Below are 864 nucleotides of genomic sequence, written 5' to 3'. Positions count from 1 at the left end.
CTAGGCTGTGGTGACGATTTAACGGTTTGGCTTTCCAAGTCGAGGCAAATCAGATTCAAGACTGCCTTTTGGAGGTTGGTCATGAATGCCGGTGGGCTCAGTGCTGAACAGTGGTCTCGTATCGAGCCGTTTGTGCCAGGAGGGCGCAAGGGGCGGCGGGGTCCGCGCTCGAACAACCGGCGGTTTGTCGATGCGCTGATCTGGATGGCCCGCTCGGGTGGACGCTGGCGTGATTTGCCCGAACACTACGGCGACTACCAGACCGTCAAGCGGCGCTATTATCGTTGGATCGAGATGGGCGTCCTTGATGGCTTGTTTGAAGCGTTGGCGCAGGAAGCAGACCTTGAGTGGGTCTCAGTCGATTCCACCTCCATCCGCGCCCAGCTCCAAGCCGCGGGGGCACGGCAAAAAAGGGGGGAGCGGACGCCCAGGGTCTTGGCCGCTCACGCGGCGGCTTAGGCACCAAGATCCACGCCGCCGTCGATGCCTTGGGGTTACCGGTGCGTTTCGTGTTTGCACCGGGACATCGTGGCGACGTGATCTATGGCAAGCAATTGCTTCATGGCCTCAATCCCGGCCATGTCATCGCCGACAGGGCCTATGACGCCGAGCATTTCCACGACACCATTCTGGACGCTGGCGCTATCCCCGTCATCCCGCCGCGACCCGAGCGACGACGCCCACACGCCTGCGACTGGCGACTCTATAAGGAACGCAACCTCATTGAGCGCTTCTTTGCCAAGCTCAAGCAATTCCGCCGCGTCGCAACGCGCTACGACAAGCTCCTCGCAAACTTCAGAGGCTTCGTCATCATCGCGGCCATTACCATGTGGCTCAAATAGTTAAATCGTCACCACAGCCTAG

At 60.0% G+C, this 864-nt stretch carries 1 protein-coding gene; it reads left to right on the top strand.

From position 1 onward, the window contains the following. Window positions 1–81 precede the first annotated feature (81 nt). A protein-coding gene (locus PY649_RS34775) for an IS5 family transposase (protein ID WP_285873602.1) occupies window positions 82–842 on the top strand; the annotation gives its coding sequence in 2 pieces (ribosomal slippage) (window positions 82–409 and window positions 409–842; 762 coding nt in all). Window positions 843–864: the final 22 nt, after the last annotated feature.

Source organism: Rhizobium mayense (assembly GCF_030272705.1).
Taxonomy (GTDB): Bacteria; Pseudomonadota; Alphaproteobacteria; order Rhizobiales; family Rhizobiaceae; genus Rhizobium; species Rhizobium mayense.
The sequence above is the reverse complement of the archived record's forward strand: the minus strand, read 5'-3'. Positions and strand labels throughout refer to the sequence as shown.